The organism is Streptomyces sp. SGAir0957, assembly GCF_043523415.1.
Genome location: NZ_CP027293.1, coordinates 823,728 through 848,595, shown reverse-complemented (window position 1 = coordinate 848,595; position 24,868 = coordinate 823,728). Strand labels below are relative to the sequence as shown.

At 72.2% G+C, this 24,868-nt stretch carries 29 protein-coding genes; 12 read left to right on the top strand and 17 right to left on the bottom strand.

The window, feature by feature from the left end; genetic code table 11:
• Nucleotides 1-142: 142 nt before the first annotated feature.
• Complete coding sequence (locus C1N81_RS09060) at nt 143-1,009, top strand: AraC family transcriptional regulator (protein ID WP_394428211.1); 867 nt, start codon at nt 143-145, stop codon at nt 1,007-1,009.
• A gap of 234 nt (nt 1,010-1,243) precedes the next feature.
• Nucleotides 1,244-1,486, top strand: a complete 243-nt coding sequence (locus C1N81_RS09055; RefSeq protein WP_394428210.1) for a hypothetical protein — start codon at nt 1,244-1,246, stop codon at nt 1,484-1,486.
• Nucleotides 1,487-1,628: 142 nt separating this feature from the next.
• On the opposite strand, the gene C1N81_RS09050 is transcribed toward C1N81_RS09055, so the two are convergent.
• Nucleotides 1,629-1,886, bottom strand: coding sequence for a hypothetical protein (locus C1N81_RS09050; RefSeq protein ID WP_394428209.1), 258 nt, complete (start codon nt 1,884-1,886; stop codon nt 1,629-1,631).
• Nucleotides 1,887-2,036: 150 nt separating this feature from the next.
• On the opposite strand from C1N81_RS09050, the gene C1N81_RS09045 reads away from it, so the two are divergent.
• A complete protein-coding gene (locus C1N81_RS09045; RefSeq protein ID WP_394428208.1) occupies nt 2,037-2,588 on the top strand; it encodes a putative immunity protein in 552 nt (183 codons plus the stop codon).
• A gap of 23 nt (nt 2,589-2,611) precedes the next feature.
• Here the strand turns inward: C1N81_RS09045 and C1N81_RS09040 are convergent, their stop codons facing one another.
• From C1N81_RS09040 to C1N81_RS09020, 5 genes are all read right to left on the bottom strand, one after another.
• On the bottom strand, nt 2,612-3,157 hold the full coding sequence (locus C1N81_RS09040) for a GNAT family N-acetyltransferase (RefSeq protein WP_394428207.1): 546 nt from the start codon (nt 3,155-3,157) through the stop codon (nt 2,612-2,614).
• Nucleotides 3,158-3,269: 112 nt separating this feature from the next.
• Nucleotides 3,270-4,388, bottom strand: coding sequence for a glycoside hydrolase family 43 protein (locus tag C1N81_RS09035; protein ID WP_394428206.1), 1,119 nt, complete (start codon nt 4,386-4,388; stop codon nt 3,270-3,272).
• A gap of 288 nt (nt 4,389-4,676) precedes the next feature.
• Nucleotides 4,677-5,093 carry a pyridoxamine 5'-phosphate oxidase family protein gene (locus C1N81_RS09030; protein WP_394437822.1) on the bottom strand — a complete coding sequence of 139 codons (417 nt, stop codon included), beginning with the start codon at nt 5,091-5,093 and terminating at the stop codon, nt 4,677-4,679.
• Complete coding sequence (locus C1N81_RS09025) at nt 4,994-5,599, bottom strand: pyridoxamine 5'-phosphate oxidase family protein (protein WP_394428205.1); 606 nt, start codon at nt 5,597-5,599, stop codon at nt 4,994-4,996. The genes C1N81_RS09030 and C1N81_RS09025 overlap by 100 nt, the downstream gene beginning before the upstream one ends.
• Before the next feature lie 7 nt (nt 5,600-5,606).
• On the bottom strand, nt 5,607-6,071 hold the full coding sequence (locus C1N81_RS09020) for a VOC family protein (RefSeq protein ID WP_394428203.1): 465 nt from the start codon (nt 6,069-6,071) through the stop codon (nt 5,607-5,609).
• A 171-nt stretch (nt 6,072-6,242) separates the two neighbouring features.
• Between C1N81_RS09020 and C1N81_RS09015 the strand changes: the two genes are divergently transcribed.
• On the top strand, nt 6,243-6,818 hold the full coding sequence (locus tag C1N81_RS09015) for a CGNR zinc finger domain-containing protein (RefSeq protein ID WP_394428202.1): 576 nt from the start codon (nt 6,243-6,245) through the stop codon (nt 6,816-6,818).
• Between the two features lie 74 nt (nt 6,819-6,892).
• On the opposite strand, the gene thrS is transcribed toward C1N81_RS09015, so the two are convergent.
• The 4 genes from thrS to C1N81_RS08995 all read right to left on the bottom strand — a co-directional run bounded on the left by thrS (nt 6,893) and on the right by C1N81_RS08995 (nt 11,397).
• Complete coding sequence (gene thrS, locus C1N81_RS09010) at nt 6,893-8,122, bottom strand: threonine--tRNA ligase (protein WP_394428200.1); 1,230 nt, start codon at nt 8,120-8,122, stop codon at nt 6,893-6,895.
• 244 nt (nt 8,123-8,366) lie between these two features.
• On the bottom strand, nt 8,367-9,008 hold the full coding sequence (locus tag C1N81_RS09005; RefSeq protein ID WP_394428199.1) for an HAD-IA family hydrolase: 642 nt from the start codon (nt 9,006-9,008) through the stop codon (nt 8,367-8,369).
• An 89-nt stretch (nt 9,009-9,097) separates the two neighbouring features.
• Nucleotides 9,098-10,153, bottom strand: coding sequence for an NAD(P)/FAD-dependent oxidoreductase (locus C1N81_RS09000; RefSeq protein WP_394428198.1), 1,056 nt, complete (start codon nt 10,151-10,153; stop codon nt 9,098-9,100).
• 236 nt (nt 10,154-10,389) lie between these two features.
• Complete coding sequence (locus C1N81_RS08995; RefSeq protein WP_394428197.1) at nt 10,390-11,397, bottom strand: NAD-dependent epimerase/dehydratase family protein; 1,008 nt, start codon at nt 11,395-11,397, stop codon at nt 10,390-10,392.
• 171 nt (nt 11,398-11,568) lie between these two features.
• Here C1N81_RS08995 and C1N81_RS08990 point away from each other — a divergent pair, with 171 nt between their 5' ends.
• Nucleotides 11,569-11,790 carry a DUF7489 domain-containing protein gene (locus C1N81_RS08990; RefSeq protein ID WP_394428196.1) on the top strand — a complete coding sequence of 74 codons (222 nt, stop codon included), beginning with the start codon at nt 11,569-11,571 and terminating at the stop codon, nt 11,788-11,790.
• A gap of 138 nt (nt 11,791-11,928) precedes the next feature.
• Here the strand turns inward: C1N81_RS08990 and C1N81_RS08985 are convergent, their stop codons facing one another.
• Complete coding sequence (locus C1N81_RS08985; protein ID WP_394428195.1) at nt 11,929-12,255, bottom strand: hypothetical protein; 327 nt, start codon at nt 12,253-12,255, stop codon at nt 11,929-11,931.
• Nucleotides 12,248-12,793, bottom strand: a complete 546-nt coding sequence (locus tag C1N81_RS08980) for an RNA polymerase sigma factor (protein ID WP_394428194.1) — start codon at nt 12,791-12,793, stop codon at nt 12,248-12,250. Before C1N81_RS08980 ends, C1N81_RS08985 begins: the two co-directional genes overlap by 8 nt.
• Before the next feature lie 116 nt (nt 12,794-12,909).
• Between C1N81_RS08980 and ctaD the strand changes: the two genes are divergently transcribed.
• The 3 genes from ctaD (at nt 12,910) to C1N81_RS08965 (ending at nt 16,048) form a co-directional block, all read left to right on the top strand.
• Entirely contained in the window at nt 12,910-14,529 is a 1,620-nt protein-coding gene (gene ctaD / locus C1N81_RS08975; protein ID WP_394428193.1) for an aa3-type cytochrome oxidase subunit I, read from the top strand.
• 84 nt (nt 14,530-14,613) lie between these two features.
• Entirely contained in the window at nt 14,614-15,600 is a 987-nt protein-coding gene (locus C1N81_RS08970; protein WP_394428192.1) for a S8 family peptidase, read from the top strand.
• Between the two features lie 46 nt (nt 15,601-15,646).
• On the top strand, nt 15,647-16,048 hold the full coding sequence (locus tag C1N81_RS08965; protein ID WP_394428191.1) for a ribosomal maturation YjgA family protein: 402 nt from the start codon (nt 15,647-15,649) through the stop codon (nt 16,046-16,048).
• Here C1N81_RS08965 and C1N81_RS08960 read toward each other — a convergent pair.
• Nucleotides 16,024-16,998, bottom strand: coding sequence for a helix-turn-helix transcriptional regulator (locus C1N81_RS08960; protein ID WP_394428190.1), 975 nt, complete (start codon nt 16,996-16,998; stop codon nt 16,024-16,026). The two genes, C1N81_RS08965 and C1N81_RS08960, sit on opposite strands and share 25 nt — an antisense overlap.
• A 205-nt stretch (nt 16,999-17,203) precedes the next feature.
• On the opposite strand from C1N81_RS08960, the gene C1N81_RS08955 reads away from it, so the two are divergent.
• Together C1N81_RS08955 and C1N81_RS08950 are read left to right on the top strand one after the other, a co-directional pair.
• Nucleotides 17,204-17,626: a VOC family protein gene (locus tag C1N81_RS08955; RefSeq protein ID WP_394428189.1), complete on the top strand. Its 423-nt coding sequence runs from the start codon at nt 17,204-17,206 to the stop codon at nt 17,624-17,626.
• A gap of 22 nt (nt 17,627-17,648) precedes the next feature.
• Nucleotides 17,649-18,749, top strand: a complete 1,101-nt coding sequence (locus C1N81_RS08950; RefSeq protein WP_394428188.1) for a winged helix DNA-binding domain-containing protein — start codon at nt 17,649-17,651, stop codon at nt 18,747-18,749.
• A 22-nt stretch (nt 18,750-18,771) separates the two neighbouring features.
• Here the strand turns inward: C1N81_RS08950 and C1N81_RS08945 are convergent, their stop codons facing one another.
• The 3 genes from C1N81_RS08945 to C1N81_RS08935 form a co-directional block, all read right to left on the bottom strand.
• Nucleotides 18,772-19,197 carry a cupin domain-containing protein gene (locus C1N81_RS08945; protein WP_394437820.1) on the bottom strand — a complete coding sequence of 142 codons (426 nt, stop codon included), beginning with the start codon at nt 19,195-19,197 and terminating at the stop codon, nt 18,772-18,774.
• A 163-nt stretch (nt 19,198-19,360) separates the two neighbouring features.
• The gene (locus C1N81_RS08940) at nt 19,361-20,110 is read right to left on the bottom strand and encodes an SDR family oxidoreductase (RefSeq protein ID WP_394428187.1); all 750 of its coding nucleotides are present in this window, start codon (nt 20,108-20,110) and stop codon (nt 19,361-19,363) included.
• 252 nt (nt 20,111-20,362) lie between these two features.
• The gene (locus C1N81_RS08935) at nt 20,363-21,259 is read right to left on the bottom strand and encodes an RNA polymerase sigma-70 factor (protein WP_394428185.1); all 897 of its coding nucleotides are present in this window, start codon (nt 21,257-21,259) and stop codon (nt 20,363-20,365) included.
• Between the two features lie 348 nt (nt 21,260-21,607).
• Between C1N81_RS08935 and C1N81_RS08930 the strand changes: the two genes are divergently transcribed.
• Together C1N81_RS08930 and C1N81_RS08925 are read left to right on the top strand one after the other, a co-directional pair.
• Complete coding sequence (locus C1N81_RS08930) at nt 21,608-22,159, top strand: HAD domain-containing protein (RefSeq protein ID WP_394428184.1); 552 nt, start codon at nt 21,608-21,610, stop codon at nt 22,157-22,159.
• Between the two features lie 44 nt (nt 22,160-22,203).
• Nucleotides 22,204-23,448: an MFS transporter gene (locus C1N81_RS08925; protein ID WP_394428183.1), complete on the top strand. Its 1,245-nt coding sequence runs from the start codon at nt 22,204-22,206 to the stop codon at nt 23,446-23,448.
• Here C1N81_RS08925 and C1N81_RS08920 read toward each other — a convergent pair.
• A complete protein-coding gene (locus C1N81_RS08920; protein ID WP_394437818.1) occupies nt 23,396-24,838 on the bottom strand; it encodes a sensor histidine kinase in 1,443 nt (480 codons plus the stop codon). The two genes, C1N81_RS08925 and C1N81_RS08920, sit on opposite strands and share 53 nt — an antisense overlap.
• Between the last annotated feature and the right edge of the window lie 30 nt (nt 24,839-24,868).

Below are 24,868 nucleotides of genomic sequence, written 5' to 3'. Positions count from 1 at the left end.
TGAAGGGCGCTCGCCGGAGCGGAGCGGGACACATAGGGCGCAGGGCGGCCACGCGGACCCGACCGGACCGGGCACGGATTGTCGGGTCCCGGCGGGTGGCCGCTGCCTAGCGTGAGGCGAGTCGAAAGGAAGGAGGCCGGGGATGCTGGACCGGCTCAACCAGGCACTGGACCATCTCGAGCACCACCTCGATCAGCGGGTCGAGGTGGCGGAGCTGGCCCGGATCGCGGCCACGTCGGAGTACCACCTGCGCCGGATGTTCTCCGCGCTCGCGGGGATGCCGCTGTCGGAGTACGTCCGGCGCAGGCGCCTCACCGTGGCGGGCGCGGAGGTGCTCGCCGGACGGGAGTCGCTCCTGGACATCGCCGTGCGCTACGGCTACGGGTCCGGCGAGGCGTTCGCCCGCGCGTTCCGTGCCATGCACGGGGTGGGTCCCGGCGAGGCCCGGCGTGAGGGCACGGCGCTCGTGTCGCAGCCCCGGCTCACCTTCCGTCTCATCGTCGAAGGGATCAGCAGCATGCGCTATCGCGTCGTGGACAGGCCGGACTTCACCGTGGTCGGGATGAAGGCCCGGGTGCCGCTCGTGCACCTGGGCCCCAACCAGGCGATCATCGATTTCGTCCGCGGGATCGACCCGCGGGTCCTGGAGCGCCTGGACGACCTGTCGGACCAGGAGCCACGGGGCATCGTCGCGGTCTGCGACGATCTGGACCCGAGCCGCGCCGAGGGCACCTCCCTCGACTACTACCAGGGGGTCATCACCTCGGCGTACGCCCCGGAGGAGGCCGCCGTGCTCGCGGTCCCGGCCGGGACGTGGGCCGTCTTCACCACGTCGGGGCCCGCTCCGCAGGCGATCCAGGAACTCTGGCGGGACGTGTTCACGGAGTGGTTCCCGTCGAACCCGTACCGCAGCAGGCCGGGCCCGGAGATCCTGCGGACCGAGTGGTCGCAGGACAAGACGCGGGCCGATGCCGAGCTGTGGCTTCCGGTGGAGCGGGAACAGGCCTGACGGAGTCGGCGGACGCGGCGACCGTGCCGACGAGAGCCGTACCGTCGATCACCGGACGACGGCGCCGACGAGATCTTCGCGTCATGATGTACTGCCGTCCCTTCGTCACGTACGCGGATGTCGTGCGTCTGCGGGTGACCGTGTACGCGACGGCTGAAACGGGGGATTCCGGCGCGAGGACATCCGGGATGAACCGACAGGTGTCACACGTGCCGGGGCGAGCACTCGGTGGTCATGACGCACTGGAAGATCGCCATAGAGACGGAGAACGACGGCGGCCTGGTCACGGCCGTCGAGCCGGACGCCCTCGCCCATGCCTTCGACGTCGACGGCGGGCAGATCCCGCATCCGGTCTCCTCCCCGTACGCCCTCAAACAGGACGTCGACTGGGAGCTGCCGCTCCAGCGCGGCAAGCGCTGCCCCGTCTGCGCGGAGACGGTTCCGCCCGGGAAGGGCGACCCCTCCGGGCAGTACTGAACCGGTCGTGCGGCGGCCGGGCCGGAGGGTCGGTTCGGGGGGTCGGTTCGGGACGGCCTGAACGGCTGCCGCCACGACCGCCGGTGAGGACGGTTCGGGGCGAGCAGCCGCTCAGGAAGTACTACGTTCGAGAACGACCTCGTCAGTCGTTGTCCCAGTCGTAGCCGGTCTCGAAGCGCCAGCCACCGGCGTTCTCGTAGCCGGCCGCCCACATGTCGTGGTTGGTGACGCCGAGCGGACCACCGACGTTGGACGCGGACTGGCCGGCGACGTGGCCCTCGTTGTAGTAGACACCTTCGCCGCGGGAGCCGCCGTCGTCGTCGGAGGCCATGGCGGGCCCGGCCGCCAGGAACCCGGCGAAGGTGGCGACGGCGAGAGCGGTTGCAATGCGATTCAGCACAGTTTTCTCCTTGTGTGCGAGTGGAGTGGATCCCTTACACAAAAAGCTGTTCTGAGCTGCGGCGCATCTTCTCTGGCCCAGTTGGCTGACCCTGGCGGGCGGGCCGACCGGGCGCGGAGTCCGCCGTGGCGGGTCGTGCAGGATGGCGCCATGACGGCAGAACACGCGGACGAGATCGTCCTGAGCAAGCAGGAACTGCGCGCGGTCACCGGATTCGCCGCGGCGTGCGCCGAAGAGGTGCTCGACGTGTTCGAGACGGACCGACCGGACGACGCGCGACCGCGTGAAGCGATAGACGCCGCTTGGGAGTTCGCCCGGGGCGGCGAACGCGGAAAGGCTCTGCGGGACACCGCGTCGGCCGCCCTCAAGGCGGCGAAGGGCGCGAAGACGGTGGCCGCCCGGGAGGCCGCGTGGGCGGCGATGTCCGCGGCGGCCGCCGCCTATCTGCATCCGCTGGCCAAGGCCACGCAGGTCGGACACATCCTCGGTGCCGCTGCCCATGCGGCCAGGGCGGCCGAGCTTCGCGCGGGCGACGATCACGGCGTCGGTGCCGACCGCGTCGAGCGGGCGGTGCGGCGCGCGACGCCGGTCGTCGTCGACGTACTCAGGCGCTATCCGGCGGCTCCTCAAGGGGGCGGGCGCGTGGGGGAGTTGACGCGAGCGCTGGATGCCCGGCTCCGGTCGCGCGACTCGGGTGGGTGAGTTCACACGTCGGACCGGTGAGTTCACACCAGCGCGCGACGGTACCGGAGTTCCTCCAGCGTGACCGCGTCGTAGACGTCCGCTTGGGTGGCGCCGTCGGCCCGGTATCCGGCCCGCTCGTAGAAGCGGCGTGCCCGCCGGTTGTCGCGGAGCACCCACAGCGTCGACGTGTCGAAACCCGACGTCTTCAGCCATAGGTGTGCCTGGATCAGGAGGTCGCCGCCGATGCCCTGACCGAGCAACTCCGGTGCGACGTACAGGGCATAGACCTCGGCTTCGCCCCCGCCCTCGCTCTCCCCCTCGCCCTCCGCCGTGCCGGGCGCCGCGCTCCGGTCCGGTCCGCAGGAGACCCAGCCCACCGGCCCGTCGGCGCCGACCGCCACGAGGTTCGCCGAGTTCGGCCGGGGCCGGGCGAACATCCGACGTCGCCGCGCGACATCGTCCTCGACCGTCATCGCGTCCAGGTACGACCGGGGGACGATGCCGTCGTAGGCCGCCTGCCAGCCGCGGACCCGGATCGCCGAGACGGCCTCGATGTCGGCCTCTCTCGCCATTCGCACCTGCGCCATCGCGCCACGGTACGGCCGTGGGCAGGCGCGGGGCGACCCCTTAAACGCTCGTCACTGTCTTGACGGGTGACGAGCGCTCTGGCGGATTGATAACCGTTCAGGACGGTGACGGTCACTCGAAGAACTTGAGGCTCCAGCCGGTGTTGGTCTCGGCGCCGGGCACGTTGGCGCGCTTGTAGGTGGTGTTGCCCCACCAGACGAACGAGCCGCTGTACCAGTGCCGGTTCTCCCAGGAGTAGGGGGTTCCCTTGGCGACGGCGTGGAACATGGAGGGGAACTTCTGCCCGGCGGGCGGGCTCGTGTTGATGTCGCCGTCGAGCAGGACGAAGCTGTGGTGGCCGGGGCCGTCGACGTACAGCGTCGGGTCCCAGCCGGTCATCATCGTCTCGCGGTGCGAACCGAAGAGGCAGCCGTTCGACTTGTACCAGTCCCATACGTACGTGGGGTCGCCGCCCGCCCGCAGCCGCAGGTCGGCCAGGCAGTACTGGTCGCTCCAGCTGCCGTTGGCGGAGTAGACGATGTGCAGCTGCCCGTTCGGGTCCTTGATCGCCTCGGGGGCCTCGTTGATGTACGGATTGCCGACGACGCGTTCCCAGCCCTCGCGCGGCTGCGAGATGATCGACCGGCCGCCCGTCGGGGTCGTCGGGTCGCTCATGCGGGCGATGTACAGGTTCTGCTCGACGTTGGTGTCACCGGCCCAGCCCGACCAGACGAACCAGCGCTGCCCCTGGAACGTGAACAGGGTGCCGTCGATGGCCCACTTGTCGTCCGGGAGCGCCAGCTTCTTCGCCGCCGTGTACCCGCTGTCCGGCGCGGCGGAGCTGATGACGTACATGCGGTGGGCGGCGGAGCGGCCGGCCGAGAAGTAGATGTAGTACCGGCCGCCGTCCCGCACGATCTCCGGCGCCCACACCTCCCCGAGCCCGCCGGTGTCCGACCACACCTTCTTCGCGGCGGCGGAGGCGAGGCCGTCGAGCGACGACGCCTGCCGTACGACGATCCCGCCGTCCGCGGACTGGACGGCGACGTAGGTGCTGCCGACGCGCAGCACGCTCGGGTCCGCGGCCCGCAGTCCGGTCGCGCCCTGCACGGACGCGGCCCCCTCGGGCGCCGCTTCCCGCTCGGGCGCCGCCCCCTGCGCGGTGTCGGGCATCGAGAGGGCGAGCGGGACGGCGAGCGCGCCCGCCAGGAGGAGAGCGGCGGCAGCGGAGGAGCGTCTGAGGATTCCCATGGGCTTCTTCCCTCGTGGGGGCACGTGTGGGGGCGTGCGTGGGGGTGTGGGTGGAGCCTGGTTACATCGTTGGAAGCGCGCCCCCACAGGCTCCCGAAGCACATGAGTCATGTCAACGCCTGCGTCAACGCAGGTATCGGAGCATCGAGTTGGTTCAACGTTTACCCCTGCGAGTGCCTCCCGGCGGACGGATCACGTGACGGACGGATCACGTGACGGACGGGTCGCGTGACGGACGGGTCGCGTGACGGACGGGTCGCGTGACGGACGGGTCGCGTGACGGACGGGTCACGTGGCGGACGGCCCATGCGGCGGCGGGTTGAAGCGGGAGAACTCGGGCGCGCTCCAGCGCAGCGGGGAGGTGTCGGCGATGCGCACGGCCCGCTCGACGGTGAAGTCGACGACGCGCTGCGCGCCCGGCAGGGGAGCCGCGTGTCCCGGATCCCAGTCCACGGTGGCGGTGCCTGTGAGGTGGAGCAAGGTGCCCGTCGCCCAGTCGGGCAGCAGCAGGCCGGCGCGGGGGTTCAGCTCCAGGTTGCCGAAGGTGTTGAACATGGCGTTGCCGATGTAGTCGGGCCAGCGCAGTCGGGTCGGGCTCAGGGCGGTCAGGAAACCGGGGTTGCCGCCGCGGTGGGAGGCGTCGGCGTTGCCCGCGGGATCGGCCGTGGCGACGAAGAAGGTGTCCGCCCGCCCGACGAACTCCAGGTCGGCCGCGCTGAGTTCGTGTGCGTGAATGGGGGCCTCGGCGTGGTGCCGGGCTGCCACCGCGCCACCCGCTTCTGGATGTACTTGGGGCAGTTGGCGTAGATCTGGTCCGCCTCGATCTCGATGCCGTCCGTCGTCCGGTGTGCGGTGCCGTTGATCCGCATACGGCGTCGGCTGCCGGGGTCCAGGGCGATCAGGCCGACGCGGGCCGTGTCCGTGAGGACGGCGTGGAGAGGATCGCCGGGTACCGGCGCGGCGGCGACGGCCAGCGTCGACGGGCCCGTGACGGTGAGGAAGCCGGGAAGGCCGGTGAGGAGCGAGGCCCAGACGTCGCCGCGGTGGTCGGTGGCACCGACGACGATCATGGGCTGCTCGGCGAGGAAGTGGCGTGCCGCCTCCGGGAACCGGTCGCGGATGACCGCCGAGACGGCGCGGGCGGCCTCGCTCGTACCGGCCCGTTCCTGGGCGGTGAGTTCGCCGCGGTGGTACGTCGTGTGGGTAGTCATGGTCAGCCTAGAAGAAGCCGCAGGTGGGCTCGGTGCCGGCCGGGGCGGGAGCGCCCTCCGCGCCTTCGGGGACGTAGATCTCCAGGCGGATGCCGTCGGGGTCGGTGAAGAAGATGCCGCCGGACGCGGCGCCCTCGGCGTGGGCGACGACGCCGTCGTGCGCGAACTCGGCGCCCAGCTCGCGCAGCACGGCCTCGGCGGCGGCGATGTCGTCGAGCGACTCGACCTGGAACGACAGGTGGTGCAGCCCGGCGGAGCCGGTGGCGAAGCCGTCCGTGCTCTGCTGCCACAGCGTCACGACGAGCTCGCCGTCCCGGCCGAGGAAGGCCCAGCGCCTGCTGTCGGTCTTGCCCTCGGCGAGGGTCTCGAAGCCGAAGACGCGGGAGTAGAACGCCAGGGAGCGGTCGAGATCAGTGACGTTGAGGCCGATGTGGCCCGTGCGGAGCGTGGCGGGGGCGGGGGAAGAAGGCATGACGGCTTCCTTTCGGCTCGCGGGCCGGTGCGACGGAGAGCCCGCCGTCACCTAACCGGTGAAAGCGAGATTACTGGTTGGGTGCTGGAGCTGCAACCAGCAAAACGCGCTTAGCCGGTTGGGGTGGCATCCTGTGATGGCATGGCTCCTGACACGAAAGGGCCCACAGCAATGAGCACACGCCCCGTCCACGCCGCCGACGCGGACCCCCGCCCCCTCCTCGGCGAGCCCATGCCTCTGGACCTGCTCAACACACGCTGGACCGACGACGCCGGCCCCCACGACCTGCTCGCGCAGCCGGGCGGGCTCGCGATCTGGCTCTCCTCGGCCGGACTCGCGGGGATCGCCCCGGACCACCCCGAGACGCTCGACGCGCTCCTGGATACGCGCGACGCGCTGGCCGCGCTCGTCGACACCGGGAACCCCGACCCCGACAACGCGCGGCGCAGGCTCAACGCGACGCTCGACCACGGGCGGATCCGCCGCGCACTCGGCCCGGCCGGCCCGCAGACCGTCGTCGAGACGGACACCCCCGGCTGGCTCGCCGCCTGGCACGCCGCCGAGTCCTACCTGCGCCTCGTCGAGGACCGCCCCGACCGCATCCGCCGCTGCGCCAACCCCGTCTGCACGCTGCGCTTCTACGACACCTCGAAGAACGGCGCCCGCCGCTGGTGCTCGATGTCCCTGTGCGGCAACCGCGCCAAGACGCGCCGCCACTACGCGCGGCAGCACGAACGGAACGGCTGAGGAGCGTTCGGGGCGGCACGAACGGAACGGCTGCGGAGCGTTCGGGGCGGCAGGGCGGGAGGTTGGTGGCGTGGCTACGCCACCACGTCCTCGTCCCACAGCTCGGTGCTGTGCGCCTCGACGAGAGCGGAGATGCGGGCCAAGGCCTCGCCGACCGGCCGCGGACCGAGCCGGCGTCCGTCACGCAGACGGAGAGCGACCTGCTGGTCAGCGGCTTCCTTGGCGCCGATGACCGCCTGATAGGGGGCGAGCCGGGCGGCGCGGACGCGGGCGCCCAGGGTCCCGCGGTCCGGCCCCGCGATCTCGGCGCGCAGCCCGCGGTCGAGGCACAGCCGGGCGAGAGCCTCGGCGTCCGGGAGTTCGGCGTCGGACACGGGCAGGATCGCCAGCTGGGTCGGCGCGAGCCAGGCGGGGAAGGCGCCGCCGTGCTGTTCGACGAGGTGTGCCATGGCCCGTTCCACGCTGCCGATGATGCTGCGGTGGATCATGACGGGGCGGTGCCGGGCGCCGTCCGCCCCGATGTAGTGCAGGTCGAATTGTTCGGGCTGATGGAAGTCGACCTGGACGGTCGACAGGGTGAACTCCCGTCCGGCGCTGTCGCGGACCTGCACATCGATCTTGGGCCCGTAGAACGCGGCTTCGCCCTCCGCCGCCTCGTAGGGGAGCCCGGAACGGTCGAGGACTTCGGTCAGCAGGGCGGTCGAACGCCGCCATTTCTCCGGCGCGGCGACGTACTTGCCGCCGGGGCCCGGGAGGGAGAGGCGATAGCGGGCCGGGCTGATGCCGAGCGCCTCGTACGCCCGCCGGATCAGCTCGAGGGCGGCCCGCGCCTCCTCGGCGGCCTGGTCCAGGGTGCAGAAGACGTGCGCGTCGTTGAGCTGGATGGCCCGCACCCGGGACAGACCACCGAGCACGCCGGAGAGCTCGGAGCGGTACATGCCGCCCAACTCCGCCATGCGCAGCGGTAGTTCGCGGTAGCTGTGGGCGCGGGAGCGGTAGATCACCGCATGGTGCGGGCAGAGACTGGGCCGCAGGACGACCTGCTCCCCGCCGAGCTCCATCGGCGGGAACATGTCGTCGCTGTAGTGCGCCCAGTGGCCCGAGATCTCGTACAGTTCCCGCTTGCCGAGCACCGGCGAATACACATGGCGGTAGCCGGCCCGCCGCTCGACGCCGCGGACGTACTCCTCCAAGGTGTGCCGTACGGCGGCGCCGTCGGGCAGCCAGTACGGCAGGCCCGCGCCGATCAGCGGGTCGGTGTCGAACAGGCCCAGCTCGCGGCCGAGTTTGCGGTGATCGTGCATGGTGGTTCCCCTGTGCTCGTCGGGCGAGCGACCGCAGAACGAAGCCCCGGGCCACTCGACCCGGGGCTTCGGACTACGACATCGGTCAGCGCGCCGGGACACTCTCCGGCGTAGTCGTCACCACAGCGCGCTTCATGCCCCGCAAGCTAGCAGGACGCCGGGCACACCCGCGCGTCCTTTTCCGGGCGGGACCCCGGGTGCCCGGAGAACCGTGCCGACCGGGTGAGCGAACCGCAGGCACAGGTTACAGCGCGGGCGCGCGATGGAGCGGGGCCAGCGCGGCGCGCAGAGTGTCGGGGCCGCAGTAGAGCAGGCCGGTCATGCCGAGCGCGATCGCGGCCTCGACGTTCTCCGACCGGTCGTCCACGAAGAGGCACCGGTCCGGGGCGACCCCGGCGCGACGGGCCGCGATCCCGTAGATCTCGGGGTCCGGCTTGGCCACCCGTACCCGGGCGCTGCTGACGACGTGGTCTGCGAAGTCCGCGAGCCCCAGCGTCTCCAGGTCGTCTTCGAGGGCCGGCGTCGCGTTGGTGACCAGCACCAGCGGCACCCGCGTCTTCGCCGCGAGCAACAGCTCGACCACGACCTCGTCGGCCCGGAACGGGGCACGCGCGAGCGCCGTCGCCAACTCCCGCGCCCGCGCGCGCGGCACCCGCTCCGCGAGGCGGTCCGTGACGGCCTCCACCCACTGCTCCGTGGTGATCGCGCCGAGCAGCAGCGGCAGATCGGTCTCGGGCGCGTAGGCCACGCTCTCGGTCGTCCCGAGCGGCAGTCCGGCCGCGCGCTCCAGAGTGGCGAGTTCCGTGGTGTCGTAGAAGCGGATCACGTTGTCGAGGTCGCACAGCACCGCGTCGAAGGGCCTGTGCGCAACGGTCGAAGTCGTCACGCCCGAGTCTTAACAGGAGGGGACGGCGCGCCGACCACCGGGTCTCACCTCCTGCGGTCTCGAACTCCCCGCACCGAGCGCTCCCGCCCCTACGCCGTCGCATCGGCGGGGCGGCAGCGTCGCAGCTCGCGGGCCGGTGCGCCGGTCACGAGTTCGTCCGCGACGAGCCGCCCGACCGTCGGCGCCAGGGTGACGGCGGAGTGCATGACGGCGACGTAGACGGACCGGTCCGGCGCCACGTATCCGATGACGGGCCCGTTCGGCGGGACCGGCCGCCCGCGGGTGCGCTGGCCGAGGAAGCGGCACTGTTCGGCGCCGCGGAAGGCCGTTCGCAGGCGGCGCAGCGCGTCCCGCCCGGCCGACGGGGAAGCGACCGGCGCGCCGCCGCCGAGACCCTGCGCCAGCGGCATCCACAGTTCACCGTCCCGGACCTCCCGTACCTCGAAGTCGGGCCTGGCCACGATGGACCTGACCAGCCCGGGCGGGGCGCCGATCCGTACGAGGGTGGCGGGGGAGGAGAGCACGGACAGACCCGGCGCGACGGGTGCGCAAAGGCGCGGAATGTCGGTTCCGGCGGTGAGGACGACGGTCTCGGCGGCGAGGTGGCCCGTCGGCGTCAGCACGCCCCGCACTCGTCCGCCGGCCAGGTGCAGGGCGCTCACCGCGGTGTCGTGGAGCACGGTCGCTCCGTACGCGGCGGCGGCCGTCACGAGGGCGCGGGTCAGCGCCGTCGGGTCGACGCCCACGTCACCCGGGGTGTGGAGGGCCTGCTCAGGCGGATCGCGGAGGTGGGGTTCGAGCGCCGCGATGTCGTCGCGCCCGATCCGGAACCGGCCCGGCGCGGGCGGCTCCGTACTGCCTGAGTCGTACGGGTCCCAGGTCAGGGAGCCGGTCCGGCGCAGGGCGACGTCCGGCAGCTCGGACTCGAGGCGGCCGTGGTCCGCCAGGACGTACGCCCGCAGGTCCCGCGCCCCGCCGGGCCAGTCGCCGCCCGCCTCGCTGATCCAGGCGAAGGAGTCGCCGGTGACGTCGGCGGCCGGCGCGGCCCCGCGCTCGACCAGGGTGACCGGGACGCCCCGACGTGCCAGGTGGTAGGCGACGGAGGCACCGACGATCCCCGCGCCTACGACGACAACGGCCGACATACGTTCCTCCTCCGCCCCACGCCCACCTCCTGGCGGCCGCCACCTGTTCCTGGCCGCCGCCACTTACCTCTTGGCGGCCGCCACCTGTTCCTGGCCGCCGCCACTTACCTCTTGGCGGCCGCCACCTGTTCCTGGCCGCCGCCACTTACCTCTTGGCCGCCGCCACCTGTTCCTGGCCGCCACCTTCTTCGTCCCGCGCCTGCCTCCGGGCCGCCATCTCCCTCACCCCGCGTCGCCTACCCCCGGGCCGCCGGCTCCGCGCCCCACGCCTCCAGCAGCTCTCGTTCGCGCGCGGCGCTGAGGCCCGCGCGGCGGGGCCGGTCGAGCCCCTGCTCGCGCTCCCAGCGCAAGGTGTCCGCCAGCATCTCGCGCCGGGGACGGTGCCGCAGGCCCGCCGCGCGGGCGGCGGTGCCGGTGCGGGCGCTGAACCCGGCCCAGTCGGGGTCGGCCATCCACATCGCGAGCGACTCCGGGCCCATGAACTGCGCGACCTCCCGCCCGAGCAGCCAGTCCGCGTCGGGTTCCACGACGGGCCCGATGTGGCCGCCGATCTCGCGCGACAGGGCGACCCACTCCGCGAAGGGCAGCACCGGGCCGACCGCGTCGTACGTACCGGTGGTCCCCCTCTCCGCGCAGTCGAGCAGCCACGCCGCGAGGTCCCGGGCGTCGACGGCCTGCGTCACGATGCCGTCGGGGGCCGGTACGAGCATGGGGGCCAGCGGTGCGCGAGCCGCGCGCCCGACCCAGTAGCCGGTGCGGCAGCTGTGGTCGCCGGGGCCGCCGATCAGTCCGGCGCGCGCGATGAGCAGCCGGTCGCCGAGTGCGGCCGTCGACGCCTGCTCGCAGGCGACCTTGGCCTCGCCGTACTCCTCGCCGTCGACCTCGTCCCGTTCGGCCGCCGGAAGCAGCGGTGTCGACTCGTCGGCGTCCGGCCGGGCCTGCGTGGCGTAGGCGCTGACCGAGGACACGTACGACCAGTGCGCCGCCCGGGGGCCGAGCGCCGCCAGGGCCCCGCGGACGAACCCCGGCTGCCAGGACACCTCGAACACGGCGTCCCAGTCCCGGTCGGCGAGGGCCTCGTACGCCGACGGGTCGCGCCGGTCGGCGACGACGAGGGCGGCGCCCTCCGCCACGTCGCCGCTCTCCCCGCGGGCCAGGCAGGTCACCCGGTGCCCGCGCGCAAGCGCCTGCCGCGACAGCTCACGGCCCACCCATGCCGTTCCACCCAGAACCAGAATCTCCATCGGGCGACTCAAACACGGCGTGTGCGCCCGCGAGCGGCGGCTTCGCCGTGGGCGTAGCGGGGTTGACGTATGGGGCCCGGCGCGACGTGCGGGGGCGGGAGGACATTTGTCCTGCCCAGGACGGTACTCGTCGCTCTGCCGCGCCGGTCGCGCCCCTCGTAGGCTCGCCTCATGGTCACATCGCACAAGCCAGGACGGGACGACGCCTGGGAAGGTGTCGTCGAGGACAAGTCGCGGGGCATGCTCGACGGCTCCAACATGTACCACTTCGTCGAACTCCGCCGGACCGACGGGGAGTCGATGAGAATCCGCGTCGACCGCAGGCTCTGGAAGTCGGTCGGCGTCGGGGACCGGCTCGTCAAGCAGGCGGGCAGCGATCCGGTCAAGGGCTGACCGCGTACGGCGCCGGTGGCGGGCCCGTAAGGGCCGGCCCGGCCCGTCCGGAACGTCGGTGACGCCGGAGCGTGCAGGCGCTCCGGCGCCACCGACAGCGTGGGAGGCGGCCGGCGGGGGCATGGCCCACCGCCTCGGCTACCTCTTCTCCTCCCGTACCGCGTCCGGATGCACCGGCGACCCCACAAACTCCCGCGGCGTGGAACGCGGTTGGCCCGTCGCGCTCGCCGGGGGAGCCGCCGCGTACGACAGGGCGAGTACGAGGAGCGCGGCGACGGCGCACACGGCGATCTCGGCGCGCAGGACCAGGGCCCGGCGGGCGCGGCGGGTGCGGCCGCTGTGGAGGAGGCGGCCGAGCGCGCGTTCGGCACGGTGGTGCAGGGGGCCGTCCGTGTAGCGGGGGTCGCCGGCCGGGACCGGGTCGGCGCGGCGCATCAGGGCGAGGTCGTCGAGGGGGTCAGGCACGGTCGCGGTCTCCTGAGGTCACGGTCATGTTCATCCGGTCGATCTCGGCGCGCAGCCGGCGCCGGGCGCGGTGCAGCCGCATCGCCGCCGCGTTCTTTCCGCACTCCAGGGCGACGGCCAGCTCGTCGAGCGTCAGCTCCTCCCAGGTGGTGAGGCGCAGCGCCTCCTGGTCGGCGGGGCTCAGCCGGGCCAGCGCCTCGTGGACCCAGGCGCCGGGCCGTTCGGCGTCGGGCCCGGAGACGACGTGGCGGCGGTGGGCGCTGTCGTGGTGGGTGAGGCGGTCCAGGAGCCGGCGGCGCCGGCCGAGCCCCCGCACGGTGTTGGCGAGGCAGTTGCGGGCGACGGCGTAGAGCCAGGGCAGCGGGGTCTCGGGCGGGAGTTCCGCCCGGCGCCGCCAGGCTATGGAGAAGACGTCGGCGACCACCTCCTCGACCTCGTGGGCGGCCCCCGGGTCGAGTCGGCGCGCCACGAAACGGCTGACCGCCCAGTAGTGCGCGCGGTAGGCCGCCGCGAAGGCTTCGTCGTCGGTCGTGCTCATGCTGCGTTGGTGTCCGGCACGGCCCCGATCTTCACACCTGACCTGTGTGATCTTTCCGGTGGGGTGCGACGGGCCCGTGCGGTGAAGCGCGGGGCGGGTCCGGACACCTACGGGGCATGAGATCTTCGAGGTGGGTCACGTGGCTGACCAGCACGGACCACAAGACCATCGGCACGCTCTACCTGGTCACCGCGTTCGCCTTCTTCTGCCTGGGCGGGGTCCTCGCCCTGTTCATGCGGGCGGAGCTGGCCCGGCCCGGCACGCAGATCATGTCGAACGAGCAGTTCAACCAGGCGTTCACGATGCACGGCACGATCATGCTGCTGATGTTCGCGACGCCGCTGTTCGCCGGGTTCGCGAACTGGATCATGCCGTTGCAGATCGGCGCCCCGGACGTGGCGTTCCCGCGCCTGAACATGCTCGCGTACTGGCTGTATCTGCTCGGTTCACTGATCGCGGTCGGCGGCTTCCTCACGCCGCAGGGCGCGGCGGACTTCGGCTGGTTCGCGTACGCGCCGCTCTCGGACGCCGTGCACTCACCCGGGGTCGGGGCCGACATGTGGATCATGGGGCTCGCCCTCTCCGGGTTCGGCACGATCCTCGGCGCGGTCAACTTCATCACCACGATCGTGTGCCTGCGCGCGCCCGGCATGACCATGTTCCGAATGCCGATCTTCACCTGGAACGTGCTGCTCACGGGCGTCCTCGTCCTGCTGGCCTTCCCGGTGCTGGCGGCCGCGCTGTTCGCCCTCGAGGCCGACCGGAAGTTCGGGGCGCACATCTTCGACGCGGCGAACGGTGGCGCGTTGCTCTGGCAGCACCTGTTCTGGTTCTTCGGACATCCGGAGGTCTACATCATCGCGCTGCCGTTCTTCGGGATCATCTCCGAGGTCATCCCCGTCTTCAGCCGCAAGCCGATGTTCGGCTACTCGGGCCTGGTGGGCGCGACGATCGCGATCGCGGGGCTCTCGGTGACGGTGTGGGCGCATCACATGTATGTCACCGGGGGTGTGCTGCTGCCCTTCTTCTCCTTCATGACGTTTCTGATCGCGGTGCCGACGGGGGTGAAGTTCTTCAACTGGATCGGCACGATGTGGCAGGGCTCGCTGTCCTTCGAGACACCGATGCTGTACGCGGTCGGGTTCCTGATCACCTTCGCGTTCGGCGGCCTGACCGGGGTGATCCTCGCGGCGCCACCGCTCGACTTCCACGTCGGGGAGACCTACTTCGTGGTGGCGCACTTCCACTACGTCGTCTTCGGCACCGTCGTCTTCGCCATGTTCGCCGGCTTCCACTTCTGGTGGCCCAAGTTCACGGGCAAGATGCTGGACGAACGCCTGGGAAAGATCACCTTCTGGACGCTGTTCGCCGGGTTCCACGGGACGTTCCTCGTGCAGCACTGGCTCGGCGCCGAAGGGATGCTGCGGCGCGTCCCCGACTACCTCGCCGTGGAGGGGCTGACCGGGCTCAACACGGTCTCGACGATCTTCTCGTTCGTCCTCGGGATGTCCTTCCTGCCGTTCCTCTACAACGTGTGGCGGACCGCGCAGTACGGGGTGCCGGTCGGCGTCGACGACCCCTGGGGGTACGGGCGTTCCCTGGAATGGGCCACCTCGTGCCCGCCGCCCCGGCACAACTTCGTGGCGCTGCCGAGGATCCGCTCGGAGTCACCGGCGTTCGACCTGCGCCACGCCGACGGCTCCGCCGCGCCCGAGCCGGTGGCGGTGGACCGGTGACGAACGGCCCGCACCCCGGCGCGGTGCCACACGTTCGGACCGTTTGCGCGTGCGGGGCGCACCAGTGCCGATCAGGCTCGGACCATGCGTATGCGTATCCGTACCTCGTTCGCCCTGTGTCTGGCGGTCGGCGCACTGACGGTGACCACCGCGTGCGGTGGCGGCGGTGACCAGGCCGACCCCGACCCCATGCGGGACGACCAGTGGGCGCTCGACGCGATCCGGCTGCCGCAGGCGTGGAAGACGGCGAAGGGCGAGGACACGGTGATCGCGGTCGTCGACTCGGGCGCCGACCCGGACCACCCCGACCTGAAGGGCAGGCTCGTCGACGGCCACGACTTCGTCGACAACGACGACGAGCCCAAGGACATGAACGGCCACGGCACACATGTCTCCGGCATCGCCGCCGCACACACCGACAACGGCGTGGGTGTCGCGGGCGGCGCGCCCGGCGCGAAGATCATGCCCGTACGGGTGCTCGGGACCGACGGCTCGGGCAGCAACGCGAACATCACCAAGGGCATCGTGTGGGCGGCCGATCACGGCGCCGACGTCATCAACCTCTCCCTCGGCGAAGGCCCGCTGATGTCGAACCTGCTCCAGGGCGGCATCCTCAACCAGGCCATCCGGCACGCCCACGACAAGGGCGCCGTGGTCGTCGCGGCGGCGGGCAACGACGGCGCGAACACCCAGCCTTACAAGGTGGACACACCCGTGCTCGTCGTCGGGGCGAGCGACCGGGACGGCAAGGCCGCCTCGTTCTCCAACTTCGGCGCGCAGCAGGCGGTTTCGGCGCCCGGCGTCGACATCCTGTCCACGCTGCCCACGTACCGGACCAAGGAGTCCCTGAAGAACACCTCCGGGTACGGGAAGCTCTCCGGTACGTCGATGGCGTCGCCGTACGTCTCCGCGCTCGCGGCGCTCCTGCACCAGCGGGGCCTCGCGCCGGACGCCGTCATGTCCACCATCCGCGACACCGCCACCGACCCGGGACACGAGGACAAGCTGGGCCGCGGCATCGTGAACGCCGACGCGGCGGTGAAGACGGCGGCGAAGAAGGCGGGCGGCTGACCGGGCCCCGTACGCCCGCGGCATCAGGGGCACGTAGGGTCCGGGCATGAGCAGACGGTGGTGGGGGCTGGTCGTCGCCGTGGTGACGGTCGCGGCGGGGCTGGCGATCAGGTCGTGGACCGGCGGGCCCTTCGCGAAGTACGCGGGGGACGCGCTGTACACGGTGCTGGTGTGTGCGGTGGTGGTCGTGGTGGCGCCCCGGTCGCGGCCCGTCGTGGCCGCGGGCATCGCGCTGGGGTTCAGCTGGGCCGTGGAACTGCTCCAGATCGTGGGCATCCCCGCGGCTCTGCGGCCGCTGCTCGGGGCGACGTTCAACGCGCCCGATCTGTTCTGGTACGTCGTGGGGGCCGGGGCGGGGTGGTGCCTCGTCGCCGCGCCGGGGTGGCGACGCGCGGCAGGCGGATCACCGGCCGGGCCCGCCGTTCACCCGGACGCGGCGCGGCCGTAGCGGGCGGCGAGGTCGGCCAAGGCCGTGTGCAGCTCGGGCGGTCCCACGACCTCGAACTCCGCGTCGAAGCAGCCGATGGCGGCGGCCAGTCCGGTCCATGACCAGGAGCCGAGGGTGAGCCGGCAACGCCGGGGACCCAGCTCCTCGACGAGGCCGTCCCCAACGAAGGGCGCGGCCTCGGCGGCCGGGAGGTGGAGGATGACCTCACCCTGGCAGGGCCACTCGGTGGCGCTGCCGTCGTTGCCGCGAAAGCGGCTGATGACGAAGGCGGAGACGGTGTCGGCGGGGAGTTCACGCGGGGTGAAGCGGGGGCCGGTGGGGGTGCGCGGCCGGACGCGGTCGGCCCGGAAGACGCGCCAGTCCTCCCGGTCGAGATCCCAGGCCACCAGGTACCAGCGGTGCGACCAGGTGACCAGATGGTGGGGCTGCACGCGGCGCGGCCCGGCCGTCGCGCCCGCGGCGGCATAGTCGAAGCGCAGCTCCTCGCGGGCGTGGATGACGCGACCCAGCTCCACCAGGATTCGGCTGTCAACCTGCGCGGCACCGGACGTGTCGGCTGTGGTGGGCGGCCGGACAGCCGTGACCCGCAGCGAGTCGATGCGGTGGCGCAGACGGTCCGGCATGACCTGGCGGAGGGTGGCCAGGGCGCGGGCGGCGTCCTCGGCGACGACGGTGTCGGCCGCCGCCGTCCGCAACGCGACGGCCAGGGCGACCGCCTGACCGTCGTCGAACAGCATGGGCGGCATATGTGTGCCCGCGTCCAGCCGGTAGCCGCCAGACGGGCCCTTCACGGTCGTGATCCGGTAGCCGAGTTCGCGCAGCCGGTCGATGTCGCGGCGCACGGTGCGCGGGGTGACGTCGAGCCGCTCGGAGAGGTGTTCGCCGGACCAGTCCCGATGTGTCTGCAACAGGGAGAGGAGGGCGAGCAGCCGGGAGGACGTCTTCTGCATACGTGTCCTTCTGACTTCCTGGAGCTGTGCGGCGATCAGCGAGTGTGCGGGCGGTCAGCGAGCGTGCGGGCGGTCAACGGCTGTCGAGCAGTGGGTGTCGAGTAGCGGACACACCCTGTCCTGTACCTCCGTCATAGTGGCACACGAGCCGCCCGGGAGGCACCACACCCGCGAGGCGCCCGCACACCTAGGCAAGGAGCCCGTCATGTCCGTCACCACCACCACGCACCTGAACTTCCGGGGGGACGCCCGCGATGCACTGGACTTCTACCGGTCCGTCTTCGGCGGGCGCACCGTCGCCGTCACCTACAAGGACGCGGGCGCCGTCGGGAACGAGAACGAGGCGGACTGGGTCATGTGGGGCGAGGTGACCGGTGCCGACGGCTTCCACGTCATGGCCTACGACGTCCCGTCCCACCTCCCCTGGAATCAGGGCGAGAACCCGTTCTTCGTCTCCGTGCGCGGCGACGACGCCGAGGAGATCACCGCCCTCTGGCGCGGGCTGGCCGAGGGGGCGGCCGTCACGCGAGCGCTGGAACCCGCGCCATGGGCACCGCTGTACGGCATGTTGACCGACCGCTTCGGCGTCACGTGGGTCCTCGACGTCGCCGCTCCCTACAACGGCTGAGCCCGGACCGCCGGAGAATCCCATGACCGTGCTCGACAGCCGCGCCCTCAACCGCGCCACCCTCGCCCGCCAACACCTGCTCACACGCGCCGACACCTCCGTGGCCGGGGCCGTCACCCACCTGTGCGGTCTGCAGGCACAGGAGCCGCAGGAGCCGTTCGTCGGGCTGTGGTCGAGGGTCGCCGGCTTCGAGCCCGGTCACCTGGACGACGCCCTGACCGGCCGCACCGTGGTGCGCACCCACCTCATGCGCCGCACCGTCCACCTCATGAGCGCCCAGGACGCGCTCGCGTGGCGGGCCCGCCACGACGCCATGCTGCGCCAGCGCGTCCTCGGCACCTACCGCCGCGAACTGGCGGGCGTCGACCTGGACGAGGCCGCCGCCGCGGGCCGAGCGGTCATGGCCGACCGTCAGCCGCGCACCATGAGCGAACTGGTGCAGGCGGTCCGCGACCGGTGGCCGGACCCGCCCCGCCGGGCCCTCGGCGAACTGCTCGTCGCCGCCCTCGTACCCATGGCCCAACTCCCGCCCCGCGGCCTGTGGCAGCGGACCGCGGGCGTCCGCAATCTGCCCCTGGCCACCTGGCTGGGGCGGGAGATCGACCCCCTGCCCGACGACGACGGCACCGACCCCGTCGGACAGCACCTCGTGCGCCGCTACCTGGCCGCCTACGGCCCGGCCACCAGTGCGGACCTGCGCGCCTGGTGCGGCCTTGCCGGGCTGCCGGCCGCCGTCAAAGCCGTCCGGGACGAGCTCGTGACCTTCCGCGACGAACACGGCCGTACCCTCCTCGACCTGCCCGACGCGCCGCGCCCCGACCCGGACACCCCGGTCCCGGTGAGGTTCCTGCCGGCGTTCGACAACGCCGTCCTCGGCTACCGCGACCGGAGCCGGATCATCGACGACGCCCACCTCGGCCTGTCCGTCGCGGGCCAACGCGTGGTCCTCGTCGACGGGCGCGTCGCCGCGACCTGGACCGTACGCGATCGCCGCCCGCAGGTCAGCCCGCTGCGCCCCTTCACCCCCATCGAACGGGAGGCCGTCGACGCCGAGGCCCAGGAGCTGGCCACCTTCCTGGACGAGCAGGTCGTCACACCGGCCGCTTCACCCGTACTGTCCTAGGCGCACGGCCGCTGACGCACCGTCATTCGAAGTCGCACCCCGGGTTGGCGGCGTCCCTCGCGAACGGGGCGCCGTGCGGCAGCACGTAGAGAACGTCGAGGACCACGTCGGTGGTGCCCCGGTTCTGGCCGAGATGCACGTGGTCCGCGCCGGACGGCTCCTTGAGTGAACTCCCCTTCTTGTACACGCCGTCAGAGGCACAGGTGGCGTCGAAGTGGCTGAGAGTGCCCTGTCTGACGAAGCCGTACAGGGTGCCGTCGTGGTAGTGCCAGCCGGTGCCCTGACCGGGCGGGACGGTTATCTCGCGCAGGATGTAGTCCCGGCCGCCGATCGTGGTACTGGCGATGAGTCTCGCGGTGACACCGGGGCCGCCCGGGGTCGCGTGAGCGCTGGTGACGGTGGCGGCGGGGACGATGAGCGCGGCGCACGCGGCGCCGATCACTCCCAGACGTGACACGTGACGTGACACGTGACGTGACACGTGACGTGACACGTGACGGGACAGATGACGTGACACATGACGGGACAGACGACGGGACACATGACGGGACAGATCACGTGACAGATGGCGCATGGCAGATCCTTTCGGGAGCACAGTGTCGGTCAACGCTTCACGCCTGCTGCCGCGCGGCCCAGTCCGCGAAGCGCGTGGCGCCGACGTGCGCGTCGGGTCCGGGCAGGAGCGTCGTCTCCCGCAGCGCGACGCCGAAGTACGTGGCGTCGGGGTCGGTCACGACGGTGCGCGGGTCCTTCCGCGCGGCCAGGACGTCGCGGACCAGCTCGTCGAGTCGGAAGGTGTCGGGGCCGGTGACCTCGACGACGCCCTTCACCGGGGCGCCGACGGCGGTACGGCAGACGGCGGCGGCCACGTCGTCCGAGTACACGGGCCGGATCCTGGCGGGGGCGAGACGGACGGTGTCCCCGTGGGTCGCCTCGGCGGCGATGCCCTGGACGAACTCGAAGAACTGCGTGGCGTGCACGAGGGACCAGGGGATGCCGGACGCCTTGATCAGTTCTTCCTGGGCCTGCTTGGCGCGGAAGTAGCCGCTGTCCTGGAGGCGTTCGGTGCCGACCACCGACAGGGCGACGTGGTGCGTGACACCGGCGTCGGCCTCGGCCCTGAGGAGGTTGGCGGTCGACGTGCGGAAGAACTCCATCACGGCGTCGTCCGCGAACGAGGGCGAGTTGGACACGTCGACGACGACCTCCGCGCCTTCGAGGACCTCGGCGAGGCCCTCCCCGGTCAACGTGTTGACGCCGGTGTTGGGCGCGGCGGGCACCGCCTCGTGGCCTTGCTCCTCAAGCTTGGTGACCAGCTTCGAGCCGATGAGGCCGGTGCCGCCGATGACGACGATCTTCATGACTGTCTCCTTCCGGGTACGGGGGTACTTCCGGGTACTGAGGTACTGAGGTACTGAGGTACTGGGGTACTGGGGTACTGGGGTACTGGGGTAGCGCAGGGGGCGGGACGGGCGGGAGGACCTACTCGGCCAGCTTTCCTCGCGGGGCCGGGCTCCGGGTGGCGGCCACGATCGCCCCGATCATTCGCGTGTTCATCGACACTGACCGGGGCCGCGTTCGATGTGTGACACCTGTCCCGGGACGGGAGGAGTTCAGGCCGCCAGGGACGCCACGTACGGTGCCAGCTTGGCCGGGTTCATGATCCACATGAGGCGTTCGACGCCGTGCGCGGAGATGTCCAGGGACAGCAGGGCCACGGCGTCGCCCCCGGCGGAGACGAGGACGGCCGGCCGGCCGTTGGCCTCGGTCCACCGGACCTGCGCCCCGGGCCAGAAGCGCGGCGCGAACGCCACGAGGTACCGCGACACGTGAGCGCGGCCGACGACCGGGATCCTCGACGCGCCGCGCTTCCCTCCGCCGTCGGAGTAGCTGACGACATCGGTGGCGAGGACCTCTTCGAGCACCGCCAGATTCCCGGTGCGCGCGGCGTCCAGGAACACTTCGAGGAGGCGCCGGTGGTCGGCGGCGCTCACCCGTTCCTTGCGCTGCGCGGTGAGGTGTTTGCGGGCACGGCTCACGAGCTGACGTGTGTTGGCCTCGCTGGTCTCCAGGATCTCCGCGATCCTGCGATACGGGTAGTCGAACGCCTCGCGCAGCACGTACGCGGCCCGTTCCACCGGGTTCAGCTTTTCGAGGAGCAGCAGGACGGCCAGGTCGACGGCCGCCGCCCGTTCGGCCCCGATCTGCGGGTCCGCCTCGGTGTTGACCGGTTCGGGCAGCCACGGGCCGACGTAGGTCTCGCGCCGTACGCGGGCGGACTGGGCGTAGTTGATGGCGAGACGGGTGGTGATCGTGGTCAGGTACGCGGCGGGTTCGACGACGTCCGCGCGGTCGACCTTCCGCCAGCGCAGCCACGCGTCCTGCACGATGTCCTCGGCCTCGGCGACGCTGCCGAGCACGCGGTAGACGATGCCGAACAACTGGGGGCGGACGGCGAGGAAGTCCGCCGTCGCCCGGTCGAGGGAGGAGGCGTCGCCACCAGCGTCCACGGTCGCCCCTTCCGGCGTGCTCGCTGCTATGCGCGTCCATGCTACAAACCGGCGCCGGACGACACGTCGCACATTGTCGTCCCGCACCGCGCACCTCACACCTGTCGTCTCGCACCCCGTACCACCGGTCCGTGTCACACATCGGCGACGATCCAGGTCGAGTGGGAGCCCGGCGACCCCGGCAGGCCGGCGGCACGTTCTGGGAGCCTGGCGGCGTCGCGATCCACTACCAGGACGGCAACGCCCTGACCGCGAACGCCAGTGCGCCGCAGCGCCCCACGCGAGCGCCGCGGCGCTCCGGATAGCCTTCGCTGCCCGGAGTTTTCCCACGCGCCCTATGTTGTCCGCGTGACCAGTGCCGCGTTGCCCCTGCTGTTTCTCGATGTAGATGGGCCGCTCATTCCCTTCGGGGCCACGGCGCGGGAGATGCCCGGGGGGTATCCGGTTCATCGGCCCGCGCGTCCGCCGCGCGGCGTCGTCGCGAATCCGCTTGTCGACCGGATCGACCCGGCGCTCGGGCCACGGCTGTCGGCCCTGCCGTGCACGCTGGTGTGGGCGACCACGTGGGGGTCCGAGGCCAACGACTGCGTCGCCCCGTGGCTCGGCCTGCCCGAGCTGCCCGTCGTGGAGTGGCCCGACGCGGACAGCGAGGCGCACGACGACGGTCACGTGCCCGGCGTGCACTGGAAGACCCGCGTCCTGTTCGACTGGGCCGACGGGCGGCCGTTCGCCTGGGCCGACGACGAGATCAGCGACCGGGACCAGGTGTGGCTCGACGCGCGGCGGCCGGGACACACCCTGGCCCACCGTGTCGATCCCCGATTCGGCCTGCTGGACAGCGACTTCGCCGCGCTCGACCGGTGGCTGCGGCGGCACCGGGGCGCCGGAACGGCTGGTTAGGGTACGGACGTACGTTCGCCGTCCCGCCCCCGGAGGCCCGCTCCATGCACCCCGTCCCTCTGGACCCGCTCGTACGACGCCACCGCGCCGCCCTCCGGCTCTGCTTCGCGATACCCGGGCTCGCCCTGGCCACCTGGGTCACGCGGACGCCCGACGTGCGGGACCGGCTCGACGCGTCGACCGCCGAGATGGGGCTCGTGCTCTTCGGCATGTCGATCGGCTCGATGCTCGGCATCCTGGTGGCGGGCGCGCTGGTGGCGCGGTGGGCGACCCGGCCCGTGATCGTCGCCGGGATGCTGCTCGTGCTGGCCAGCGTCGCCACCGTAGCCCTCGGAACGACGTACGCCTCGGCCCCGGCGGTCGCCTTCGGTCTGCTGCTCATCGGCGCGGGCATCGGCCTCTCGGAGGTCGCCAGCAATGTGGACGGCGTCCATGTGGAGCGGCAGCTGGGGCGCCCCGTCCTGCCCGCCCTGCACGGGTGTTACAGCCTCGGCACCGTGATCGGGGCGGCGCTCGGCGTGGGCGGCGCCCTGGCCGGTGTCCCGGTGCCATGGCATCTGGCGGGCATGTTGATCGTCGTCGTAGGGCTTTTCGCCTACGCGGTGCCGGGGCTGCGGCCCGGGATCGGCAGTCGGTCCCCGGCCCAGCAGTCCGAGGACGCTGCCAGTGCGGGGGTCAAGGAGCGGCGCCTTTTCCTCGACCCCCGGCTCCTCATGATCGGCGGTGTCGTCCTCGGGATGACGTTGGCCGAGGGCGCCGCGACCGACTGGCTGCCGCTGCTGATGGTCGACGGCCACGACATGCCCGCGGGCCTCGGCTCCCTGGTGTACGCGGGGTTCGCCGCGGCGATGGCGGCGGGCCGGTTCGCGGGCGGCCCCGTGGTCGCCCGGGTCGGCCGCCCCGCCGTGCTGGGCGGCGGCGCCCTGCTGACCGTCGCGGGCATCGCCCTGGTCTCCTTCGTGGACTCCCCGGCCGCCGCGGGCTGTTCCGTGCTGCTCTGGGGGATCGGCACCAGCCTCGGCTTCCCCCTGGCCCTCTCGGCGGCGGGCGAGTCCGGCCCAGACACGGTCGGCCGCACCGCCCTGACCTCCCGGATCGGCTACGTGGCGCTGCTCGCGGGCCCGCCCGCGCTCGGTTTCCTCGGCGAACACCACGGGCTGCGCGCCGCGATGGTCCCGGTGCTGCTCCTGATGCTCGTCGCCGCCGCGCTGTCCCCGGCGACCGCCGCGCCCGGGGTCAGGGCACCGGCAGCCGCACCGCGAACACCGTCGACCCCGGCCGGCTCGTGAGGGTCAGCGTGCCGCCGTGCGCGTGGGTGAGGGAGCGGGCGACGGAGAGGCCGAGACCGCTGCCGCCGCGTTCGCGCGTGCGCGCCTTGTCGACGCGGTAGAAACGGTCGAAGACCTTCGCCCGGTCCGCGGGCGGGATGCCGGGGCCCGCGTCCTCGATCCGCACCACCGCCGTGTCCCGCTCCCGGACGACCGCCACGGACACACGTGTTCCGGCGGGTGTGTGCACGGCCGCGTTGGCGAGCAGGTTGTCGAGGACCTGCCGGACCCGCCCCGCGTCGACGCGCAGCCGCAGCGGGGCCGAGCGCGCCGGAACCGTCACCATGAGCGGGCGGTCGGGATGCCCGGCCCGGAACGCGGCGGCCGCCTCCTCGACCAGTTCCACGAGGTCCGCGTCCCGCAGCCGGAGCGGCGCGTCCATCTCGGCCTCGTCGAACCGCGCGAGCAGCAGAAGATCGTCGAGGAGCACCCCCATGCGGGCGGCCTCGGCGCGCAGCCGTGCCAGGTGTCTGTCGCGTTCCTCGGGCGCGTTGGCGGCGGCGTACTGGAAGAGGTCGGCGTAGCCCCGTACGGACATGAGCGGGGTGCGCAGTTCGTGCGAGGCGTCTGCGACGAAGCGGCGCAGCCGCTGTTCGGCGTCGGCGCGGACGGCGAGCGAGTCGTCGATGTGCTCCAGCATGGTGTTGAACGCCGCGCGCAACTCCTCGACCTCCGGGCCGCCGCCCCGCTTGTCGGCGCGGATCGGCAGCCGGGCCGCGGACTCGGTCAGGTCGTGCGAGGCGATACCGTGCGCGGTGTGCGCCATGTCGCTGAGCGGGTTGAGGCCGCGGCGCAACATGCGGCGGCCGGACTCCACCAGCGCCGCGAGCGCGAGGGCGAAGGCGACGACCTGTACACCGATCAGCCGATGCAATGTGTCGTCGATGTCCCGCGTCGGCGCCGCGCTCACCAGCACCACCCCGGGGGAGACCGCGCAGGCCCGCAGCCGGTACTCGCCCCTGCCGTCGAGGTGCACGGTGCGCAGCACCTCGGTGCGGTCGGTGATCTGCTTCTCGGCCAGGGAGGTGAGCGGCGCGATGTCGCGGGGCAGATCGCCGCGTTCCTCGGGTGAGCGCAGCTCGGCGGTGTGGCCCGACACGTCGTACACGGCGTAGTACCAGCGGTAGTACTTCTTGCCCTGGAGCGTGCCGTTCGCCGCGATGCTCTTGGACTGGGCGACCTGCGCGAGCCCGAGCTGATCGTCCAGCTGGTGCGTCAGATAGTCCCGCATGTATGTCGTGAGGGCCGTGCCGACGACGGCGAACACCACCAGGGCGAGTGCCCCGAGGCCGAGCGCGAGGCGGGTGCCGAGCCGCAGCCGCCGATACGCGCGGCGCACCCGGTCGGCCACCCGTCGCACCTGGGGCACACCTCGGGCACG

Excerpts from the sequence above, each read along its gene's own strand:
- C1N81_RS09060 (WP_394428211.1), top strand. The coding sequence starts at position 143 with ATGCTGGACCGGCTCAACCAGGCACTGGACCATCTCGAGCACCACCTC.
- C1N81_RS09055 (WP_394428210.1), top strand. The coding sequence starts at position 1,244 with ATGACGCACTGGAAGATCGCCATAGAGACGGAGAACGACGGCGGCCTG.
- C1N81_RS09045 (WP_394428208.1), top strand. The coding sequence starts at position 2,037 with ATGACGGCAGAACACGCGGACGAGATCGTCCTGAGCAAGCAGGAACTG.
- C1N81_RS09040 (WP_394428207.1), bottom strand. The coding sequence starts at position 3,157 with ATGGCGCAGGTGCGAATGGCGAGAGAGGCCGACATCGAGGCCGTCTCG.
- C1N81_RS09035 (WP_394428206.1), bottom strand. The coding sequence starts at position 4,388 with ATGGGAATCCTCAGACGCTCCTCCGCTGCCGCCGCTCTCCTCCTGGCG.
- C1N81_RS09025 (WP_394428205.1), bottom strand. The coding sequence starts at position 5,599 with ATGACTACCCACACGACGTACCACCGCGGCGAACTCACCGCCCAGGAA.
- C1N81_RS09020 (WP_394428203.1), bottom strand. The coding sequence starts at position 6,071 with ATGCCTTCTTCCCCCGCCCCCGCCACGCTCCGCACGGGCCACATCGGC.
- C1N81_RS09015 (WP_394428202.1), top strand. The coding sequence starts at position 6,243 with ATGAGCACACGCCCCGTCCACGCCGCCGACGCGGACCCCCGCCCCCTC.
- thrS (WP_394428200.1), bottom strand. The coding sequence starts at position 8,122 with ATGCACGATCACCGCAAACTCGGCCGCGAGCTGGGCCTGTTCGACACC.
- C1N81_RS09000 (WP_394428198.1), bottom strand. The coding sequence starts at position 10,153 with ATGTCGGCCGTTGTCGTCGTAGGCGCGGGGATCGTCGGTGCCTCCGTC.
- C1N81_RS08995 (WP_394428197.1), bottom strand. The coding sequence starts at position 11,397 with ATGGAGATTCTGGTTCTGGGTGGAACGGCATGGGTGGGCCGTGAGCTG.
- C1N81_RS08990 (WP_394428196.1), top strand. The coding sequence starts at position 11,569 with ATGGTCACATCGCACAAGCCAGGACGGGACGACGCCTGGGAAGGTGTC.
- C1N81_RS08980 (WP_394428194.1), bottom strand. The coding sequence starts at position 12,793 with ATGAGCACGACCGACGACGAAGCCTTCGCGGCGGCCTACCGCGCGCAC.
- ctaD (WP_394428193.1), top strand. The coding sequence starts at position 12,910 with ATGAGATCTTCGAGGTGGGTCACGTGGCTGACCAGCACGGACCACAAG.
- C1N81_RS08970 (WP_394428192.1), top strand. The coding sequence starts at position 14,614 with ATGCGTATGCGTATCCGTACCTCGTTCGCCCTGTGTCTGGCGGTCGGC.
- C1N81_RS08965 (WP_394428191.1), top strand. The coding sequence starts at position 15,647 with ATGAGCAGACGGTGGTGGGGGCTGGTCGTCGCCGTGGTGACGGTCGCG.
- C1N81_RS08960 (WP_394428190.1), bottom strand. The coding sequence starts at position 16,998 with ATGCAGAAGACGTCCTCCCGGCTGCTCGCCCTCCTCTCCCTGTTGCAG.
- C1N81_RS08955 (WP_394428189.1), top strand. The coding sequence starts at position 17,204 with ATGTCCGTCACCACCACCACGCACCTGAACTTCCGGGGGGACGCCCGC.
- C1N81_RS08950 (WP_394428188.1), top strand. The coding sequence starts at position 17,649 with ATGACCGTGCTCGACAGCCGCGCCCTCAACCGCGCCACCCTCGCCCGC.
- C1N81_RS08940 (WP_394428187.1), bottom strand. The coding sequence starts at position 20,110 with ATGAAGATCGTCGTCATCGGCGGCACCGGCCTCATCGGCTCGAAGCTG.
- C1N81_RS08925 (WP_394428183.1), top strand. The coding sequence starts at position 22,204 with ATGCACCCCGTCCCTCTGGACCCGCTCGTACGACGCCACCGCGCCGCC.